The organism is Proteus genomosp. 6 (assembly GCF_040139785.1).
In the GTDB taxonomy this organism is placed as follows: domain Bacteria; phylum Pseudomonadota; class Gammaproteobacteria; order Enterobacterales; family Enterobacteriaceae; genus Proteus.
Window position 1 is genome coordinate 30162 of sequence record NZ_JBEEVJ010000015.1, and the last position, 19996, is coordinate 50157.

Below are 19996 nucleotides of genomic sequence, written 5' to 3' on the forward strand. Positions count from 1 at the left end.
CCTTATTCTGATGAAGGCTTAGAGAACTTGCATAATCGCATCAAACATACTGTTTGCTGTTTGAATAACTTTCGCATTTGCCATGTAATATTCTTGAATGCGATACATCTCGCCATACTCTTCATCCAAGTTCACGCCAGAAACAGACTGTTGTTGTTCTACAATACTTTTAGTGATAGAAACCTGAGCATCAAAGTCAACTTGAGCGGTATTCACTTTATTACCGACCATACTGATCAATGAGCCATAACCACCAGCAATTGTTGTTTTACCATCAATAATTTTTTCATCGGGTAACTCAAACAGTTTTTTCATGTTTTCGTTATCGCTTGGGCCAGTATCTTTAGAACCTGCTGCCGCAATTTTGCTAGGATCAGTCAAAGCAACTTTCATACCAGCAATCACGTTACCCACAGATTGAACGACAATGGAATCGTCTTTTTGTGGTGTACCATTGACTTTGATACTCATCCCTTCGAATTCTAATTCGCCCGTTGCACCAACTTTAGATGCAACTTTACGACCACCCGGCTCTACCGTCACATTCCAATTGCTGCCGTCATATTTAACCGTATAATCAGCCGCTTTTACTTCTTTAGTGTCAGTATATTTCACATCAAAGGTGGCATTACCTTTGTTTTTGCCGTTTGGCATAACATGAGCGCCACCAAGGTCAAAGAATTTTCCACCTTTGTCGCCATTTAAATCAAAACCTTGCTCATGCTGTTTATTAAATTGATCGCCCAACACTAACGCTAATTGGTTTAATTGATTACGGCTTGGATCTAACACTTCTTCACGGCTACGATAAGCACCGCCGAGTTCGCCACCTTTAATACGTTTTGCATCCACTTCACGAACTTCATCAATACCGTTGCTATAACCAATAACAAGGCGTTCGCTGTTTTTATTAGATGGAATAGCAGAAACTTCATAAGAGCGAGTACCAGACACTAATGGCAAACCATTAGCAAATGTGACGTTAACAAAACCACCGTCTTGTTGAGTCACTTGTACATCAACCAGTGTGTTTAGCTCTTGAACTAAACGGTCACGTTGGTCTAATAAATCATTAGGTTCAGCGCCATTAAAGCCTTTAGCACGACTGATTTCATTATTTAATTTTGCGATCTGTTTTGTATATTCATTGATATTTTTAGAGGTGTTAGTGACCTGACTATTAATATCTTTTTCTAGATCGCGCAATGATTGGTCTGCTTTAGCAAACATATTAACCATCGCTTCCGCTTTACCAATAACGGTTGTACGCGCAGGATTATCTTCTGCGTTATTGGTAACGTTAGGTAAGCTTGTAAAAAATTCGTCAATTGCGCTCGAAACGTCATTCCCTTTATCTGCTAACAAATCATTAATTTGTGAGATATTTTTGGTATAACTGTTTAAAGCACTTTGTTTTGCCATTGCACGGTTCATTTGGCCAGCAAGGAATTCGTTATATTCTCGATGAATACGGCTAACATTAACACCATTACCGATATAACCATTACCGGTCATTGTGCCACTGTTTTCATTAAAAACAGTCATTTGACGGTTGTACCATTTCACATTTTGGTTAGCGATATTATTACTCACAGTGCTCATCGCAGCTTGTGCCGCATTAAGTCCGCTCATCGCTGTATTAATTAAACTGTTGGACATTTGTCTATCCTTTTACGTTTAGTCATCACCCGTATGCACGGAGCATAGCTGGCAAGTTAAATGGATGCTCTGGTCTTTATTATCGGTTCTTCCCCTCTAAACTTGAGGGGAAAATGATTAAAATAGGTCGCTTAAATCGTGAGTATAAGTTTTAGCAACTTGCTCACCACTTCCTTTTAATTGACCAATAATTGAAACCAGTTTTTTGGCATAACCCGGATCGGTAGCATAGCCTGCTTCTTGGATACGGTAAGCCGCTTGTTCAGGAGTTTGAGCTTGAGGTACTTTAGCGTAACGAGGACTTTCAGTGATCAATCTAAGGTAATCTTGAATAGCTTCAACATACGAGCCATAAACACGGAAATTGTCACGCATTTTAATCGAGTTACCATCGATCACTTCAGTTGTCATGATATTCGTAACAGGCCCTTTCCAGCTACTTCCTGCTTTAATACCAAACAGGTTATAACTCGGTTTACCGTCACCAGTTAGAATTTCACGCTTACCCCAACCTGATTCAAGTGCAGCCTGAGCAACAACTAAAAGATGGTGTACACCAGTACCTTCTGTGGCTTGTTTTGCAGGCCCTAACAGTTTTGAAGCAAAAGAAGCACTGCTTTCAGATAAGCCCTTAAGCTTGCCAATCGTACTTTCAACTGCATTTTGATAGGGCTGCATCGCACGATAAATTTGCCCCAATGCTTGCGTTGGCATGGATTGAAATATATCACTACCATCTAATGGCATAGGTGTTTTGCCCGCCATTTCACTTGGGTCTAGCGTGACTTTGGCAGAAAGTTGTTTTTCTATCATGTCAGCAAAGCCCAAGCCTTTTTGTGATAAGTCTTGAGCGATTTGTTGATCATAAAGAGAGGTGTACATCTTGGTACTTTCTGAGTTGAACATGCTTTCTTGAGGAATAGCATCACGCATGCTCTTTAACATCATTTGAACAAAAACACCTTCAAGTTGCTGCGCCACTTGGCGCAGCCCTTGCTGATCAGCATTTTGCCCAACCTGATATTTAAGTTTATTCAATGCATTACTGTCATATGCCGGCGCAGACATCGTCGGCATTGAAGAAAGCAGAGATAAATCTTTCATCAGATAATCTCCAGTCTCGCACGTAAGCAACCCGCGCTTTCCATTGCTTGCAAAATTGACATTAAATCTGTTGGTGTTGCACCAAGTGCATTTAATGTGCGGATCACTTCGTTTAAGCTTGCGCTTGCATTCACTTGTTGTAATGAACCACCTTGTTCACTCATATTTACGCTAGTATTACGCGTTACAACAGTGCTACCCCCTGCAAACGGAGTATTAGGTTGGCTTACATTAACTTGGCTATCAACCGTAACGGAAAGGTTGCCTTGAGCAATAGCACAGCTTCCTAATGTCACATCACGATTCATAACAACAGAACCTGTTCTTGCATTAATGATCACTTTCGCATCTGCAACAACACGTTTAATTTCAAGGTTTTGAACTTCAGCCAGAAAACGTACTTGTTCACTTTTACCAATAGGAACACGCAATTGAACTGTACGAGCGTCTAAAGGAATAGCTGTACCTACACCGCGCAATTTATTAACGGTATCAGAGATGTGTTGTGCCAAAGTGAAGTTTTCTTCATTCAGTTGTAGGTTCAGCAGACCTGTTTGACCAAATTGCGAAGGCAGTTCACGTTCAATGATAGCTCCGCTGCTAATGCGTCCACCCGCTAACTGGTTCACTTTAACACTATTACCACCCGCAGATGCACCTGCTCCTCCGACAACAATATTGCCTTGTGCTAAAGCATAAATCTGATTATCGACACCTTTTAATGGTGTCATCAGCAACGTACCACCACGTAAGCTTTTGGCATTACCTAAGGATGAAACAACGACGTCGATTGATTGCCCTGTACGACCAAAAGGCGGTAATTTTGCAGTTACCATTACCGCTGCAACGTTTTTCAATTGCATATTGGTGCCAGGTGGTACTGTGATCCCCAATTGTGAGAGCATGTTATTCAGACTTTGCGTGGTAAACGGGGTTTGCATTGTTTGGTCACCCGTTCCATCTAATCCCACAACCAAACCATAACCAATCAGCGCATTTTCTCTTACCCCTTCAACAGAGGTGAGATCTCTGATCCGTTCGGCATGAGCGGAAAAACCGACACATGTCATCACGATAAAGAAAAGGCTCATCGCTATTTTTTTCATCTGGACCCTACTCATTAAAAAGGTGATACATTTAAGAAGAAGCGTTGTAGCCATCCCATAGACTGTGCTTCATTGATATAACCGTCTCCGATATATTCAATACGAGCATCAGCAACTTGGGTTGAATTTACGGTATTAGCACCACTGATTGTTCTTGGGTTCACAACACCTGAAAAACGGATAAATTCAGTACCTTGATTGATAGCAATTTGCTTTTCACCGATAACGTGCAGGTTTCCATTGGCAAGAAGCTGATCGACGGTAACAGTGATGGTGCCTTTAAAGGTATTGTTTGCATTTGCGCCACCTTTACCGCCAAAGTCACTGTTTCCCTCCATTCCCATATCAGCACGGCTATTACCAAACAATCCTTCCAAAAATCTTGGCGTGATCGAAGCAAGGAATCCTGCTTTGCCATTACGGCTCGCATTTGCGGATGAGTTTTTGCTTGCACTCACGTTTTCTTGCAATGTAATCGTTAGCGTATCGCCAATATTTCGAGGACGTCTGTCTTCAAATAGAGGTTGATAGCCAAAATAAACAGGCTGAGCTGACTGAAAAATAGAGCCATTAGGTGCAGGTGCTGTTGGTGCCGTTGGAACCGCCGTTGTGTTACCTTCTACTAACGGTTTTTTGGGTATATGTGCGCATCCTGCCAGTGTCAGTACCAACAGGGCGGTACCTAAACGTTGATGACGACGCCATCTGACACTAAGCTTTCTTGCCCCAGAATTGTCAGTAATGACCTTTGTATCCATCTTCGATACTCTTTTAGTAATACGCCTGACAGGAACCCCTGCCAGGCTAATAAACAAACGAAATTAGAGTTGCGTTAGTTTCTGTAACATCTGATCAGATGTTGAAATCGCTTTACTGTTAATTTCATAAGCACGTTGAGTCTGGATCATATTGACCAGCTCTTCAGCTACGTTAACGTTAGAGGTTTCAACATATCCCTGATACAACAAGCCTGCGCCGTTGATACCTGGGGCATTCTCAGTAGGTGCGCCAGAACTTGCGGTTTCTAAGTACAAGTTTTCACCAACACTTTCTAATCCGCTGTCATTAATGAAGGTTGTTAGCGTCAATTGACCCACTTGTTGTGGTGCAGGTGAGCCTTCAATTTCAACACTGACAGTACCATCACGACCAATCATCACTTTTTTGGCGGTATCAGGTAAAATAATGGCTGGAACAACTTGGAAACCGCTAGTTGTCACTAATTGCCCATTTTGATCCATTTGAAAAGAACCATCACGAGTATAAGCATCGGTACCATCAGGTAACTGAACATGGAAAAAACCTTGTCCTTTAATCGCCACATCACGAGTACCGTTTGTTTGAGCCAAGTTACCTTGACTATGTAAACGCTCAGTAGCAACAGGACGAACACCTGTACCAATTTGTAAACCTGACGGTGCATTCGTCTGTTCTGATGTCATTGCACCCGGCTGGCGGATCGTTTGATACAGTAAATCTTCGAAAACCGCACGTTGGCGTTTAAAGCCATTGGTGCTGACGTTTGCGAGGTTGTTGGAAATCACATCCATGTTAGTTTGTTGTGCATCCAACCCAGTTTTAGCAATCCATAAAGAACGGATCATGGTTTTCCCCTTACACTATTTAACTCAGTGATAGCAATTGGTTAGCCTTTTGCGCATTTTCATCAGCGCTATGGATAACCTTCATTTGCATTTCGAAACGTCTTGCGTTTGCTATCATATCGACCATGGCTTCTGCTGGATTAACATTACTGCCTTCTAAAACACCAGCTAGCACCTTCACGCTATCATCCGCAGGTAATTCCTCACCGGCACGCGCAGCCCCTTTAGGGGATAAATGGAATAAACCATCATCGCCACGAACTAAGTCGTTTTGCTCTGGTTTTACCATTTTCAAACGACCAATTTGACCCAACATTTTCGGTGGATCAGTCGGTACATGCGCAGTCACAATACCGTTATTGGCAATACTGACGTTTGCTTGAGCAGGCACTTCAATCGCACCGTTATCGCCCATTAACAAACGCCCTTGTACCATTAACATGCCATCAGCGTTGCGTTGGATATTCCCGTTTCGGGTATACGCTTCTGTGCCATCTTCAAGTTGAACGGCCAAAAAGCCGTTATCACTTAAAGCAACGTCCATTGATCTGCCGGTATAGTTCATCGTTCCTTGACTCTGATCGCTACCTGGCGTTGAGGCTACCGTTAATGTACGAGTTGGTAAGGTATCGCCATTGACAGGTACGGCTCGCATTGCACTAAGCTGCGCTTTGAATCCCGGCGTTGATGCGTTTGCTAAGTTGTTCGCCACGACAGCTTGGTTTTCCATCGAATGTCTGGCGCCGCCCATCGCGGTATAAATCACATGATCCATAACAGATTATTTCCTGCGTTATTAGCGCAAGCTAACCAGAGTCTGCAGGATCTGATCCTGAGTCTTGATGGTTTGTGCGTTTGATTGATAGTTACGTTGAGCAACGATCATGTTGACTAACTCTTGGCTCATATCCACGTTAGACGCTTCTAATGCGTTATTGGTTAATTTGCCGAATACGCCAGCGCCTGCAACACCCACGATTGGTGAACCTGAACCGTTAGTTTCAGACCACATGTTGTCGCCTTGTGAGCTTAAGCCGCCTGGGTTTGCAAAGTTAGCGAGTGCGATTTGACCAACAACTTGGCTTTGTTGGTTTGAGTAGGTCGCCATAATGGAGCCATCTTGCTCAATACGGAAATTGGTGAATTCACCCGCTTGGTAACCGTTTTGCGCTAATTTAGAAACGCTTGATTCAGCAACTTTTTGTTGGGTACTACCGGTGAAATCAAGTTCAATTTTGCCTACAGCAGAACCATTTAAAGAATCAATAGACATACTTGGTAATGCTGGTGGTGTTACACCCGCTGCGGTATAACTCTCTAATACACCTGACTTAGTATATTTTAAAGTCCCTAAATCTTGGTGAAGAGTTGGAGTACCACCAGCAGTCTTAGTTGATGTATCTTGTCCATAAACTTTCCATTCATTGTCATTCGTTTTTACAAAGAATAAGTTCAGATTATGTTCATTACCTAAGCTATCGTAAGTGGTAACGTTAGTACTAAAGTTATATGTATCACCATCTTTAGCATCAAATGGAGCTTTAGCGGGTTTATCTTCACCAGAGTTCAGGTTAACCGCCATATCAATTTTGTTGGTTGCGCTGGCATTCATCATATCGGTAGGAATAACGATAGGTGTTGGTGTTGCCCCTTTTTGAACAACGTTTTTACCATCAACAACTTGTACTGGATAACCTGTAATACGCATACCTTGCATATTAGTCAGGAAACCATTTTTATCTTTACCGAATTCGCCATTACGTGAATAGAAAACGCCACCGTTTTGGTCTTCAATGCGGAAAAAACCACCGCCAGAAATCGCTACGTCTGTTGGGCGGTTAGTGGTTGTGATACTACCGTCTTTAAAGTTTTGGCTAATGCCTGCCACTTTAACACCTAGACCTGCACCAGAGCCGGCGAAAACGTCAGCAAAAGAGACAGTTGCACCTTTGAAGCCATAGGTTGCGGAGTTAGAAATATTATTACCGATAGAATCTAAGTTAGCGGCGGCTGCGTTTAAACCACTTACTGCTTGTGAAAAGGACATGCGCCCTCCAAGTTGAATATGTGTTAGTTAAAGAACCTGACGAATTTCATCCAATGAAACGGTATTACCTAAGCCAATATCAAGGCGGGCACCACCATCCACCATGGACACACTATTCACCAGCGCATAATTCAGTGTCTTAACAGGGACCTGAGCATCATTAAGCGTGGCGTTAACGGTAAATTTATAACTGCCAGTTGGAACAGGATTGTCATCTTCATCAGTACAATCCCAAGAGAAGTTATAAACATCCGGTAGCATCTTTTTGTCCATTTGGATTGTACGAACGGTAGCACCACTGGCATTAGTGATGTTTATCGTAAGAGAATCGGTTGGACTGAGTAATTCAAAACCAAAAGGTGTTGAAAATAGGTGTTCATCGCTAGGCGCAGTTGGGTCAGTATCACCTGATTTATATATTCCCATTTGCTGGCGCGTTTTTTCATTTTGAGTATCAGGTGTTGGAATTGTGTCATCCCCATCACTGGGCTTTTCAGTTTCACCTTTACCGTCGGTTGGCTGAAAGACAACAATTTTATTCCCAGAGACCATAACACCACGGCCTACTAGAGAAGAAGCGCGCAACGCCTGACTTTGATCAATCTGTCCAACAATGTTATTCACTGTTTTATTCAGTGTTTCAATGCCTTCAACGGTTGAAATTTGAGCCAACTGGGAGGTTAACTCATTATTTTGCATTGGGTTTGTTGGATCTTGATTTTTCATCTGAGTGATGAGAAGTGTCAGGAAATTCCCTTTAATATCCTCACTACCACTTTTTTTCGTATGGTATGAAGAAGGTGTATCCCCGATAATGGTATTATCATAAGGTTCATTCATTGAGGAGGAAATACCCACAATTTATTCTCCCTATTGACCTATCATCAGTGTTTTTTGCATCAGCGATTTTGCCGTGTTCATCACTTCGACGTTAGCTTGGTAGCTTCTTGAAGCAGAAATGGTATTAATCATTTCACCCACAACATCAACATTCGGCATACGTACATACCCTTTTTCATCGGCAAAAGGATGTCCCGGCTGATATTCCATGCGAAATGGAGCAGGATCATCCACCACTTCAGTGACACGAACACCACCAACTTCTTGACCAGCAGGTGCGTTTACCTGAAAAACAACCTGTTTTGCACGATAAGGTTCACCATCTGGGCCCGCAACACTGTCGGCATTTGCCATATTGCTAGCACTTACGTTTAAACGTTGAGATTGCGCTGAAAGTGCTGAACCTGAAATATCAAAAATACTAAATAAAGACATGCTCTTTACCCTACTGTTGCAATACAGACATCATGCTTTTAACTTGTGAATTAATAAATGTCACATCAGCCTGATACTTAAGGCTATTGTCAGCAAAATTACTACGTTCCATGTCCATATCCACGGTATTACCATCCATCGCAGTCTGATGAGGCACGCGATAGAGTAAGTCCGCTTCTAAGCGATAACCGGGTTTGATCGGGATATGGCGCTCTGATGTCATCGCCAATTGCATGCCATGACTACCAGTACGTCCGTTTTCAATGGTTTTCTTCAATTCAGAAGCAAAATCAATATCACGAGCCTGAAAGCCTGGGGTATCTGCGTTTGCGATATTCGCAGCGAGAATTTCTTGGCGTTTATTGCGTATTGAGAGCGCTTCTTGTTGAAAATGAAACGTATTTTCTAATTTATCGAGCATCTTCTATCCTTGGTGGCTAAGCCACTTACCTCAGCTGATAAAACAATTTCAGTTGACAGAATAAACGCTCAAAAAAAAGATGATTGGAGGAATAGGCGTAAATTGGATTGCTATTTATGCGTTTAAGGCGTGCAAAGTCGATGTACACTGTTATTGCTAAATAATGACAAACGCACAATTAGCATCAACTCTGTAAGGTGATACAAATTATGTTAGTTAGAACTCTTATCGGTCTATTTTCTTTTTTCTTTATGGTGAATGTGAGTATCGCGAAATCACTGCCTGAAGAACTGCAAGATTTCTTTGTCGCACTTCACCAACAAGACGATAAAGTGACTGTGACAGTTTTAACGCCAGAAGAGAAATGGCCTGTCTGCCAAACACAAGAGATCCAACGTCATGCTGGCTCTCGTAATTGGGGACGTCTTTCAATCCCAATTCAGTGCGATAAGCAACGTCGTTTTATTCAAATTGATGTTAGCGTTAATGGTGAATACTTAATCGCGAAAAAAGACATCAATCGTGATGATATTATTGAAACGTCTGCTATTAGTACGGCAACGGGCGAATTAGAAAAATTACCTTATGATGTATTACGTGATCCCGCATTAATTAAAAATGCGATCGCAATGCGACAAATATCCGCAGGAAAACCTTTAACCTCCACAATGGTTCGTCGCCCTTGGGCTATTTTGGCAGGACAAACCGTCACCGTATTTGCACAAGGCCCTCACTTTCAGATCCGTTATGAAGGCAAAGCTGTAAACAACGCGGTTGCCAACGAAACCATTCGAGTGAGAGTTAAATCAGGCCAAATTGTCACTGGCGAAGCACTTGAAAACGGCTCTGTACGCATCCCTCTTTAATGGATAAAAAAGCTGATAAGCAGAATAAGCCTATATTGAATTGCTTGTTACCCGTTTCAGTTATGGCAAGCCAAGGTAAACTCTCTTGCGCTACATTTTTCACTCTAAATAATTAAAGCTGTAGTTAGACAATAATTTAAAACATCGCATATTTAAAGCATCGCATATAGATACTCTAAATAACTCAAGTTGTAGCTAGGCGACAAATGAACGAATCGCTAGGAGCATACATAAGTATGTGACTAGTGTGAGTGAATGCGGTCAACACCGCTACGGCTTGAAGTATGACGAGTAGTGTGACTAGTGCGAGTGAATGTAGCTAACAACGCTACAACTTAAAGTATAACGAGTATCACGACTAAGATTAAAGTTTTTGATTTCACAGCCGATATAAAGAAACAAGATGATAGGCGAAAACACATAGGTTGTTTTACAATGGCTTCATCTGACTATTAATTGATGCCTAACAAAGGATTTTCCTATGAGTATTGAACGCGCAAATCCACTGCTTCCGATTAACGCAATTGCACAACGCAACCCGAGTGAAATCACTCAGGGCTCTCGTAAATCGGGAACAACTGAACAAAAAACTGCAACAGGCGACACTTCTGTAAAACTTAGTGAAGCGCAGAAAAAACTTGTTCAACCTGGAAATAAAGACATTAACGTTGAGAAAGTTGCTCACTTGAAAGAAGCAATTGCCAACGGAACATTAACCATGGACAGTGGTAAAATTGCGGATGCTCTTTTCCGTGAAGCTGCTGAAAGCATAACTCAATAATATTTTAATGATTATGATGGAAGAACTCCGCCAGACTTTAGATCTTCAATTATCACAGCTTAATACCATTGCGGGTATTTTACGTGCTGAACAACAGTTATTATGCGCAGGTAATATTGATATCAATGCCCTGCACGAAGTGACTGAACAGAAGAATTTTGTCTTGTCTGCTTTAGGTCATACAGACCAACAGCGTCATACGCTAAGCCAACAAGCCGGTGTAGAAAAACCTTATACAGGGTTGCCGTTCTTATCTGATTTATGGACACAGATAATAGACATCACGGCGGAGTTAAGATATCTAAATCAACATAACGGATTACTACTCGATCAACACATCTCTCGTAATAGTGATGCTATCCGTTTTTTGCAGAAGAACCACAGCCCAACCCTTTATGGTTCTGATGGGCAAGCACAGCGTTCAACACTGGCTGGGCGTAAAATTCAGGTTTAGGTTTTTTCAATAATTATCAGAATTCACACGAAACGCTATCAATATTGATAGCGTTTTGCTTTTCCAATAAAACACCTCTCACTTTAAGCCACCAGCAGATCACACTAGCACTGTTATCTATCATCTTTTAGTGGCACATCATTTTCTTCTCTAAACATTGGCTTTTATTTGAGCCTTTATTACCGCACCTTTTCTAACACACTAACCCATCGCACTCTTCAGTTTTATCAACCATTACAAACACAAAAAAGACCACTTAATAAAGTGGCCTTAAATTTAGATAATGACATATTAGCGAGAATGATTAATGAGGTTGTCCACCAATCATTGATGTCATACGAATATGGCGACCTTCACTGACTTCCATATTCGACAATACAGCTAATTGTGGCAGGCTACGGCGTAAGAAACGTGACAATAATGAACGTAACGCATGATTGACTAATAATACAGGAGCTCCACCTGACATCTCTTGGTGACGTACCGCATCCGCTGCTTGTTGTTCAATATTTTCAGCCAGTCCTGGCTCTAAACCGCCGCCACTTTGCATTGCTTGAACAAGAATACGCTCTAAGCTTGCATCTAACCCAATGACTTGGATTTCATCTTGATCGCCAAACCAGTGTTGTGTAATCGCACGACGAAGTGCAACACGAACAACCGCCGTTAATTCAGCCGGATCTTTTTGATCTGGTGCATGCTCTGCTAAGGCTTCTAATATGGTTCTCATATCACGAATAGGCACTTGTTCAGACAGCAGGTTTTGCAATACTTTGTGCAATACAGTGAGTGAAAGCATATCTGGGATCATATTTTCTGTCATTTTAGGGAGCTCTTTACTCACCCTATCAAACAGCATTTGTGCTTCTTGACGACCAAATAATTCCGATGCATATTTCGCTAATACATGGTTAAAATGTGTTGCAATAACGGTACTTGCAGCAACAACGGTATAGCCCTGAACCTGAGCTTGCTCTCTTAAGCTGTCATCAATCCAAACAGCAGGTAAACCAAATGCAGGCTCTTGAGTAATATCGCCCTCTAAAGAGCCAACGGCATTACCCGGATTGATTGCTAACCAACGACCTGGATGCGCTTCACCATGACCAATTTCAACCCCTTTCATTAGAATGCGATAAGAAGAAGGTCTTAATTCCATATTGTCTCGGATATGAACAACAGGAGGAAGATACCCCGTTTCCTGAGCAAACTTTTTACGGATACCACTAATTCGGCCTAACAACTCACCATTTTGGCGACTATCTACCATTGGAATTAAGCGATACCCTACTTCCATCGCTAATGGATCTTCAAGTTGTACATCTTCCCATGAAGCTTCAACAACACGATTTTGTTTTTCAACTTCTTCCATCTCTTTTTGTTGATGCACTTCAGGGTTAGCGTTGCGACGTAAGATATACCAACCTAATCCACCTAATGCTGCGGTGAAGAAAAGGAAAACAAAGTTAGGCATTCCTGGTACTAAACCTAACAGACCTAGCACACCTGCGGTTAACAGTAGAACACGAGGGTTGTCAAACAGTTGGGTAACCATCTGTTGCCCAACATCTTCATCTGTTGCAACACGAGTAACGATAACACCCGCTGCTGTTGAGATAATCAATGCAGGAATTTGAGCAACCAGACCATCACCGATGGTTAAAAGAGTATAAGTCGTTGCAGCATCGTTTAATGCCATCCCGTGTTGAGCGACACCGACAATAAGACCACCCACCACGTTAATCACAAGGATCATTAAGCCTGCGATGGCGTCACCACGAACGAACTTACTCGCACCATCCATTGAACCGTAAAAGTCGGATTCCAATGAAACTTCTTTACGGCGTTTTTTTGCTTCGTCTTCGTTGATAATGCCTGCATTCAGGTCAGCATCGATTGCCATCTGTTTACCCGGCATTCCATCTAACACAAAACGCGCACCTACTTCAGCAATACGTCCCGCCCCCTTAGTGATAACCATAAAGTTAATCAAAATAAGGATGATAAAGACCACAATACCGATAGCAAAGTTACCGCCAACAAGGAAATGGCCAAAGGCTTCAACAACGCGTCCCGCAGCATCTGGCCCTGTATGTCCTTCCATTAAGATGATACGTGTTGAAGCCACGTTTAATGATAAACGTAACAACGTAGTAAACAGCAAAATAGTAGGGAAAGCAGCAAAGTCCAAAGTACGTCGAGTGAACATTGCGACCAACAGCACCATGATGGAGAGTGCGATGTTAAAGGTAAATAATAAATCCAATAGAAAAGGTGGCAATGGCAATACCATCATTGACAGTATCAACAAGATAAGCACTGGCCCTGCCAGTATCTGCCACTGAGAACTTTTCCAATTTCCCGGCAAGCGGAGTAATGAGGCCAAATTAGCCATGACGATTATCTTCTCCAGCAAAGTCCAGTGCGGGAGGCACTGGCAAGTTCATAGGTTGTTTAGGTTTTAAACCACCTTCGGTTTTCCATCGTTTCAGTTGATAAACCCATGCAAGCACCTCGGCAACCGCAGCATAAAGGGTTGAAGGTATTGCATGACCTATTTCACTGTGACGATATAACGCCCTAGCAAGCGGTGGTGCTTCTAGAAGCGGAATTCGATTTTCTGCACCAATCTCTTTAATTTTTAACGCAATAGCCCCTGCACCTTTTGCTAAAACTTTAGGTGCGGTCATTTTGTCGTTGTATTGCAGTGCAACAGCATAATGTGTTGGGTTCGTAACAATAACGTCTGCTTTCGGTACATCCGCCATCATTCGGCGACGAGACATCGCATGTTGTTGCTGACGGATACGCGCTTTAAGTTGCGGATCACCCTCTTGCTGTTTAAATTCATCTTTAATTTCTTGGCGCGTCATACGTAGCTTTTTCAAATGACTACGAATTTGGAAAATAATGTCGAATGCCACCATCGGTATCAGCATAAAAACCGTAATGTAGACGGCAAAAATCAGCAGTTGCATTGCATTGGCTAGCGCACTAAGCGGTGGCAGTGTGATCAAATGGAGAATATCGTTCCAGTTGTGCCATAAAAAAACGGTTGCGGCGATCCCCACAAAAGTTGATTTCAGTATCGCTTTAAATAATTCAGCCAACGCATTCATTGAAAATATGCGTTTTAACCCAGAAATAGGGTTCCATTTTTTTGGATCAAACTTAATGGATTTACTGCTAAAGTTAATCCCGCCTAATAAGGCAGAGCCACCAATTGCCACGATCACTAACCCCAAAAACACGGGAGATAGCGCAAAAACAGCTTGTTTAATCAAGCTACCAAATCGAGGGATCAACAAATTCTCATTACCAATAAGGTGATGATTAAACGTAAATCCTTCTGTTAACATGGCATGTAGCCCACGGGTGATAAATCCACCACTCATCCACAGCAAACTCACGCCCCCCAAGATCATTAATACGGACGATAGCTCTTTAGAACGGACAATTTGTCCATCCTTTTTGGCTTTTTCCCGTTTATGGGGTGTGGGTTCCTCTGTTTTTTCGAGATCGCTATCTTCAGCCACAGTCTGTCCGATTTAGATATTGAGATTAAAAGCATGAATGAAATGACTCTAAGCATGACAAATTCAGAGGAAATTGATGGGCTGAACAATCGCAAATTTACGGGGCTTTTTGGGCTATGACGGTATGCACTGGAAAAACAACTCAATGATAAAAATGGAGATATAAGCAATATTGACGCTGATTATAAGGAAATCAGCAAAATTCACAGTAAAATTGAGTAATTTTGCTTTTGATGATTATTTCGACAACATCAAAAGCCGCTTAAAAAAAGCGGCTTACATTTTCTTCAATAGCGTGGGCTATTAAAGCATTATTACGTACTTTTTTATCCATAAAATACATCATCCTAAAAGAGCTGAGCATAGAGCGAATGCGTCCTGCATATCTCAACGTCCTTATCGCCCTAAAACTCATTAGAAGGTTAGAAACCTAAACTTTCCAGTAAATCATCAACTTGATCTTGATTTTTGATCACACCAGCGTTGTTTTTATTAACCTGTGGACCATTTAATAAAGAGTCAGTCTCTTTCTTCACATTAGACTTTTCAAGTTGCTCTGGTGGCAGGTTTTCCATTAGGACCATCACAAGTTGTTTTTCAATTTCTTGAACGACACTCATCATGCGCTTAATTACCTGGCCGGTCAGATCTTGGAAATCCTGTGCCATCATAATTTCCAATAACTGACTGTTAGTAAAAGCCGTACTCTCAGGGATATCCCGCAAATAATTGCGGGTATCTGTTACAAGAGAGCGTACATCTTTCAGCTCTTCTGGCTGTTCAAACCATTGGTCCCAACGTTCAGTAAGCTTAGTCGCATCGGCACTTAACGCATCCTGTTTAGGCTGCGCAGCTTCGACACAGTTCAATGTACGCTCAGCTGCCTGAGCGGTCATTTGAGCAACATAGTCCAGTCGTTCCCTAGCGTCAGGGATGGCTTCTGCTGCTTCGGCTATTGCTTTATCCAATCCTAATTCTCGCAAACTGTCGCGTAACATCCGCGTCAATTGTCCGATCCGGCTGATAATATCAGATGTCATTTCAATATTATCTTTCGGCATAATTGGATTCCCACTCATTGCGACTCCTTAGATGCCCAGTTTTTCAAAAATTTTATTTAGTTTTTCTTCAAGAATTGCTGCTGTAAAAGGTTTAACAACATATCCACTTGCACCAGCTTGCGCTGCTGCAATGATATTTTCTTTTTTAGCTTCAGCGGTCACCATGAGTACTGGTGTTGCTGCAAGTCCCGCATCACTACGAATATTTTTAAGAAGCTCTAGACCATCCATGTTTGGCATGTTCCAGTCTGTGATCACAAAATCGATTGCCGAATTGCGTAATTTAGCTAACGCGTCAGCACCATCTTCTGCTTCTTCTACATTCGTAAATCCTAATTCCTTTAGCAAATTACGAACTATGCGGCGCATTGTTGAAAAATCATCAACCACTAAAAATTTCAGATCCTTACTTGCCATTGAAAACTCCTTCAAAATATATCGGCAAATTACTGTGTTGCTTTTTAAACTGAACTTAATCAGATACGCAATGATTGTGTGCTACTGATTTTCATCAGAACAGCTTTACTCATTGCGCTTATGCTTTTCACCTCGTCTACTGCGCCTAATTCAACCGCAGCACGAGGCATACCAAAGACGACACAACTCGCTTCATCTTGTGCAAAGGTATAACTACCAGCGCGACGCATCTCTAATAAACCAGCAGCACCATCACTTCCCATTCCGGTTAAAATCACACCGATGGCATTACGTCCCGCATATTTTGCGACAGACCTAAATAGCACATCGACGGAAGGACGATGACGATTGACCGCAGGCTCTTTATTAATGTGGATCTGGTAGTTAGCACCATTACGACGAAGCTCCATGTGATAATCACCTGGCGCAATATAAGCATGCCCAGGTAATACACGTTCGCCATCTTCTGCTTCTTTTACACTAATTTGGCATAAACGATTTAATCGTTCTGCAAATGAGTGTGTAAACCCTGCGGGCATATGTTGCGTAATTAATATCGCAGGGCTGGTAATAGGTAATGGTTCTAGAAAATTACGAATAGCCTCTGTGCCACCAGTTGATGCGCCTACTGCAATCAACTTTTCACTCGAAATCATCGGTGTAAATGACAATGATTTAGAAGGAGGTGCTTGTACTTCTCGGCGATTAATTCGTGCCTGTGCAGCAGCACGAATTTTCTCGGCAATCAGTTCACTATAAGCCATCATACCTTCACGCAAACCAAGCTGTGGTTTAGTCACAAAATCAACTGCGCCCAGTTCTAACGCTTTTAACGTCACTTCTGAGCCTTTTGCTGTTAATGATGAGACCATAACGACAGGCATTGGTCTTAATCGCATCAGTTTTTCCAAGAAATCAATACCATCCATGCGTGGCATTTCAACGTCTAACGTTAATACCTGTGGGTTGTACTTTTTTATTAAGTCACGAGCCACTATAGGATCTGGTGCACAATCAACAACTTCCATATCGCTATGACTGTTGATGATTTCTCGCATGATTTGACGCATTAGCGCCGAATCATCAACACAGAGTACCGTTATTTTATTCATAACCTCTCCTTGCTGGTGTCAGCCCGTAAACGGTATGCCCATGCAAGTAGAAATCCTTGCTAAGCTGGCTTACATTTTCAGAATGTCCAACAAACAGCATTCCGTCTGGCTTAAGTAATGAGGTAAAGCGGTTAAGTAAGGTTTGTTGTGTCGCTTTGTCAAAATAGATCATGACATTACGACAAAAAATCGCATCAAAACTGCCTTCTAAATCCCATTGCTTATCGAGTAAATTCAAATACTGAAAAGAGACCATCTCGCTAATTTGCTGTCTAATTTTCACGTATCCTTCAAAATCGCCGACACCTTTGAGAAAATATTTTTTCAAATATTCATTATTTAATGTTTTAAGCTCTTCCTGTCGGTAAACACCTTTTCGTGCTTTATCCAACACATTAGTATCGATATCGCTGGCAATAATTTTGGTTTTATAAGGGTTATTTCCAAAAACATCGCGTAAAGTCATCGCAATTGAATAAGGTTCTTCTCCAGTAGATGCAGCTGCACACCATACTCGGTAGACGCCTCCTGCTCTTTTTCTGGCATGTTTTGCCAAAATAGGAAAATGATGCGCTTCCCTGAAAAATGCGGTGAGATTGGTTGTTAATGCATTTACAAACTCTTGCCATTCAGGGTTGCGTACATCACTTTTAAGAAACGCAAGATAGTCACCAAAGTTATTCATCCGTAATTCACGTAACCTCCTAGTGAGACGGTTATAAACCATCTCCCTTTTGTTGTTAGTCAGCACAATACCTGCCTTTTGATAAATCAATTGGCATATAGATTGGAACTGATCATCGGACAACATAAACCGTTGGGTAAAAATATCCAACGGTTGAGCAGCGATATCTGATAAGACTTCAGTAACATTACGTTTCATTGTTTTTTAATGGGTCTTTTTAAAAAATGATTTTTTATCTGCTTTTTTCAACCCATTACCTTCTAGGGATGAAGAGTTATTATCCTCATCCGTGTCAGGCAACTCGAATGCCGATACAGCATTAACAAGGTTATTAGCCTGATCTTCTAATGCTGCGGCAGCAGATGCTGATTGCTCCACCAAAGCAGCGTTTTGCTGTGTCACCTGATCCATCTGACTGACTGCATCAGCGACTTGGTGAATACCTCGGCTTTGTTCATCAGAAGCTGAGGCAATTTCTGCCATTAACTCAGTGACTTTATTTACTGATGTGACGAGTTCCTCCATTGTCTGCCCTGCATTATTAACGAGTTGAGAACCTTGAGAGACACGTAAAACAGATTCATCAATCAACAATTTAATTTCTTTTGCAGCATCAGCACTACGTTGAGCAAGGTTACGAACTTCTCCAGCAACAACAGAGAATCCACGTCCTTGTTCACCCGCGCGAGCAGCTTCAACCGCCGCGTTAAGTGCTAATATATTGGTTTGGAACGCAATACCATCAATCACACTGATAATAGCCCCTATCTTTTGAGAACTTTGTGTAATCGCATCCATGGTTTCAACAACACTATTCGTGATTTGGCCACCACGAATGGCTGTTTCAGAAGCAGACTCTGCGAGCTTGCTCGCTTGCAGGGCGTTATCAGCATTTTGTTTTACCGTTGCTGTTAACTCTTCCATGCTTGCCGCAGTTTCTTCTAACGAAGCAGCTTGTTGTTCAGTTCTTGAGGATAAATCCGTATTTCCTTTGGAAATTTCTTGAATACCAGAATACATAGCATGGCTGTTGTCTCGAACGATACGAATAGAACGCGCGAGCTCACCACGCATATCTCGTAGTCGTCTAAACACATCCCCTATTTCATCATCGGTGAAGACAAGAATTTCACGATTTAATTTACCGGTAGCAACATCATTAAAATAACGGCTTAAACTTGCGAAAGGCTTAATGATATTAAAACTTAGCCAGCGATGAGCGGCGAGTGATACAACAATAACCATCGCTATTGCACCGATAAACATCAAGATAGCAATAGTATAAGAGCGATGTCCCTGCTCTATAGATTCAGTAATTTCGCTCTGAACATAATTCATATAGGTATTAAATGAATTTTCCATCGCTGTTTGATAACGTTCCGTTGGTTGATCTAAAAAACCTTGGAAGTTATTGTTTTTTAACATGCTATGTAATTCAGTTAATGCACCATATAAAACGTGATAATCGTTTTTTACAGCTTCAACGATTTCTTTTTCTTCTGTTGGGATTGCCTCTTTATTTATCTCAGCAAGGAAATTTTGAAAATGAGTATTCGCCGTTTCCAAACGTGAAAGTGCAATTGATTCAATAGATTGAATATAATCCGTTGACTGTTCAGTTTTCACTGCAATAGCTACACGATTAATCGCATTACGTGTTTGTATTAAAGATGCCCAACTTAATCCTAATTCATCTCGCTTAGATGTATCTATATCTACTTTGGTGAGTTGTTCGTTATTCAAATGAACGATCCCTAGCGAAATACCACTAGAAATCACCTGCATAACGCAAAACATCATCAGTAATAAATAGAGACTGGTGGATATCTTTAATTTGCGAAACCTAAACATGCCTTCACCTCGTTTAA

At 41.6% G+C, this 19996-nt stretch carries 20 protein-coding genes; 3 read left to right on the plus strand and 17 right to left on the minus strand.

Going from position 1 to position 19996, the window contains the following annotated elements:
* Positions 1–18 precede the first annotated feature (18 nt).
* From flgK to flgB, 10 genes are all read right to left on the minus strand, one after another.
* A complete protein-coding gene (gene flgK / locus ABN212_RS16580) occupies positions 19–1659 on the minus strand; it encodes a flagellar hook-associated protein FlgK (protein ID WP_198619831.1) in 1641 nt (546 codons plus the stop codon).
* Positions 1660–1776: 117 nt separating this feature from the next.
* The gene (gene flgJ / locus ABN212_RS16585; RefSeq protein WP_109373795.1) at positions 1777–2763 is read right to left on the minus strand and encodes a flagellar assembly peptidoglycan hydrolase FlgJ; all 987 of its coding nucleotides are present in this window, start codon (positions 2761–2763) and stop codon (positions 1777–1779) included.
* Positions 2763–3869, minus strand: coding sequence for a flagellar basal body P-ring protein FlgI (locus tag ABN212_RS16590; RefSeq protein WP_099075765.1), 1107 nt, complete (start codon positions 3867–3869; stop codon positions 2763–2765). The genes flgJ and ABN212_RS16590 overlap by 1 nt, the downstream gene beginning before the upstream one ends.
* 14 nt (positions 3870–3883) lie before the next feature.
* Positions 3884–4627 (minus strand): flagellar basal body L-ring protein FlgH, encoded by a 744-nt coding sequence (locus ABN212_RS16595; RefSeq protein WP_023581820.1) that lies wholly within the window; start codon positions 4625–4627, stop codon positions 3884–3886.
* Between the two features lie 63 nt (positions 4628–4690).
* Positions 4691–5473: a flagellar basal-body rod protein FlgG gene (gene flgG, locus ABN212_RS16600; RefSeq protein WP_109373796.1), complete on the minus strand. Its 783-nt coding sequence runs from the start codon at positions 5471–5473 to the stop codon at positions 4691–4693.
* Between the two features lie 19 nt (positions 5474–5492).
* Positions 5493–6248: a flagellar basal body rod protein FlgF gene (locus ABN212_RS16605; protein ID WP_198626598.1), complete on the minus strand. Its 756-nt coding sequence runs from the start codon at positions 6246–6248 to the stop codon at positions 5493–5495.
* A gap of 21 nt (positions 6249–6269) precedes the next feature.
* Entirely contained in the window at positions 6270–7520 is a 1251-nt protein-coding gene (gene flgE, locus ABN212_RS16610) for a flagellar hook protein FlgE (protein ID WP_198619829.1), read from the minus strand.
* Positions 7521–7547: 27 nt separating this feature from the next.
* Positions 7548–8378, minus strand: coding sequence for a flagellar hook assembly protein FlgD (locus tag ABN212_RS16615; protein ID WP_198619828.1), 831 nt, complete (start codon positions 8376–8378; stop codon positions 7548–7550).
* A gap of 12 nt (positions 8379–8390) precedes the next feature.
* Entirely contained in the window at positions 8391–8795 is a 405-nt protein-coding gene (gene flgC, locus ABN212_RS16620) for a flagellar basal body rod protein FlgC (RefSeq protein ID WP_006533173.1), read from the minus strand.
* 10 nt (positions 8796–8805) lie between these two features.
* Positions 8806–9216 carry a flagellar basal body rod protein FlgB gene (gene flgB, locus ABN212_RS16625; RefSeq protein ID WP_072068529.1) on the minus strand — a complete coding sequence of 137 codons (411 nt, stop codon included), beginning with the start codon at positions 9214–9216 and terminating at the stop codon, positions 8806–8808.
* A gap of 209 nt (positions 9217–9425) precedes the next feature.
* Here flgB and flgA point away from each other — a divergent pair, with 209 nt between their 5' ends.
* The 3 genes from flgA to ABN212_RS16640 all read left to right on the plus strand — a co-directional run bounded on the left by flgA (position 9426) and on the right by ABN212_RS16640 (position 11317).
* Complete coding sequence (gene flgA / locus ABN212_RS16630) at positions 9426–10082, plus strand: flagellar basal body P-ring formation chaperone FlgA (RefSeq protein WP_198619827.1); 657 nt, start codon at positions 9426–9428, stop codon at positions 10080–10082.
* Between the two features lie 481 nt (positions 10083–10563).
* Positions 10564–10863, plus strand: a complete 300-nt coding sequence (gene flgM, locus ABN212_RS16635) for a flagellar biosynthesis anti-sigma factor FlgM (RefSeq protein ID WP_109396479.1) — start codon at positions 10564–10566, stop codon at positions 10861–10863.
* 16 nt (positions 10864–10879) lie between these two features.
* Positions 10880–11317: a flagella synthesis protein FlgN gene (locus tag ABN212_RS16640; RefSeq protein ID WP_232799390.1), complete on the plus strand. Its 438-nt coding sequence runs from the start codon at positions 10880–10882 to the stop codon at positions 11315–11317.
* 304 nt (positions 11318–11621) lie between these two features.
* Here ABN212_RS16640 and flhA read toward each other — a convergent pair whose 3' ends face one another.
* The 7 genes from flhA to ABN212_RS16675 form a co-directional block, all read right to left on the minus strand.
* Complete coding sequence (gene flhA / locus ABN212_RS16645; RefSeq protein WP_198619826.1) at positions 11622–13712, minus strand: flagellar biosynthesis protein FlhA; 2091 nt, start codon at positions 13710–13712, stop codon at positions 11622–11624.
* Entirely contained in the window at positions 13705–14853 is a 1149-nt protein-coding gene (gene flhB / locus ABN212_RS16650) for a flagellar biosynthesis protein FlhB (protein WP_198619825.1), read from the minus strand. Before flhB ends, flhA begins: the two co-directional genes overlap by 8 nt.
* Before the next feature lie 422 nt (positions 14854–15275).
* Positions 15276–15932, minus strand: coding sequence for a protein phosphatase CheZ (gene cheZ, locus ABN212_RS16655; RefSeq protein WP_023581808.1), 657 nt, complete (start codon positions 15930–15932; stop codon positions 15276–15278).
* 9 nt (positions 15933–15941) lie between these two features.
* Positions 15942–16331: a chemotaxis response regulator CheY gene (gene cheY, locus ABN212_RS16660; protein WP_023581807.1), complete on the minus strand. Its 390-nt coding sequence runs from the start codon at positions 16329–16331 to the stop codon at positions 15942–15944.
* Positions 16332–16390: 59 nt separating this feature from the next.
* Positions 16391–17443, minus strand: a complete 1053-nt coding sequence (locus ABN212_RS16665) for a protein-glutamate methylesterase/protein-glutamine glutaminase (protein ID WP_109373805.1) — start codon at positions 17441–17443, stop codon at positions 16391–16393.
* A complete protein-coding gene (cheR, locus tag ABN212_RS16670; protein ID WP_109373806.1) occupies positions 17436–18326 on the minus strand; it encodes a protein-glutamate O-methyltransferase CheR in 891 nt (296 codons plus the stop codon). The genes ABN212_RS16665 and cheR overlap by 8 nt, the downstream gene beginning before the upstream one ends.
* 6 nt (positions 18327–18332) lie before the next feature.
* Entirely contained in the window at positions 18333–19979 is a 1647-nt protein-coding gene (locus ABN212_RS16675; protein WP_198619824.1) for a methyl-accepting chemotaxis protein, read from the minus strand.
* Between the last annotated feature and the right edge of the window lie 17 nt (positions 19980–19996).